The sequence below is a fragment of the Myxococcus vastator genome (assembly GCF_010894475.1).
GTDB lineage: Bacteria > Myxococcota > Myxococcia > Myxococcales > Myxococcaceae > Myxococcus > Myxococcus vastator.
Genome location: NZ_JAAIYB010000967.1, coordinates 1 through 484, shown reverse-complemented (window position 1 = coordinate 484; position 484 = coordinate 1). Strand labels below are relative to the sequence as shown.

Annotated in this window: 1 protein-coding gene; it reads left to right on the top strand. The window is 50.6% G+C overall.

Going from position 1 to position 484, the window contains the following annotated elements; translation table 11 throughout:
* Positions 1 to 50 precede the first annotated feature (50 nt).
* The coding region (locus G4D87_RS38595) for a hypothetical protein (protein ID WP_205507900.1) at positions 51 to 484 on the top strand (434 nt) is incomplete at its 3' end.

Below are 484 nucleotides of genomic sequence, written 5' to 3'. Positions count from 1 at the left end.
AACGCGGCTTTAACAACCTAACCCCAGCTTTCTTCATACACGGATGCTCAATGACAATTTCGTCCCGCCAACAAGCTATCATTCGACTTCAGAACCAGCTCTCCGACTATCGCAAGAAGGACGCCCAAGAGGCAAAGAAGGAGTCAGATGCCCTAGCAAAGGCGAACAAAGCAAGCATCGAGGCCACTAAATCAAAATCCATTTCGACGGTGCAGTCGAAGTTGAGGTTGGCTGAAAGTGCTCAAAAGGATGCCTCATCAGCGGCCTCCAAGAGGGCATCGATCGCAAAGGATATTGCCAAAAAGACCGCTGAACTCATGAAGGCTCAGACCGCTCTTACCAAAGAAGAGGACAGCCAGCGCGCGAAGGTCGCGAAAGAAATTCAGAAGCAGCAAACTGATCAGTTCAGGCGCCAAAAAGAATTAGAGAATCGAGTTGTTGCAGGAATGGCGACAAGCCACTCGACTGCAGCGCTCGTCGCGAA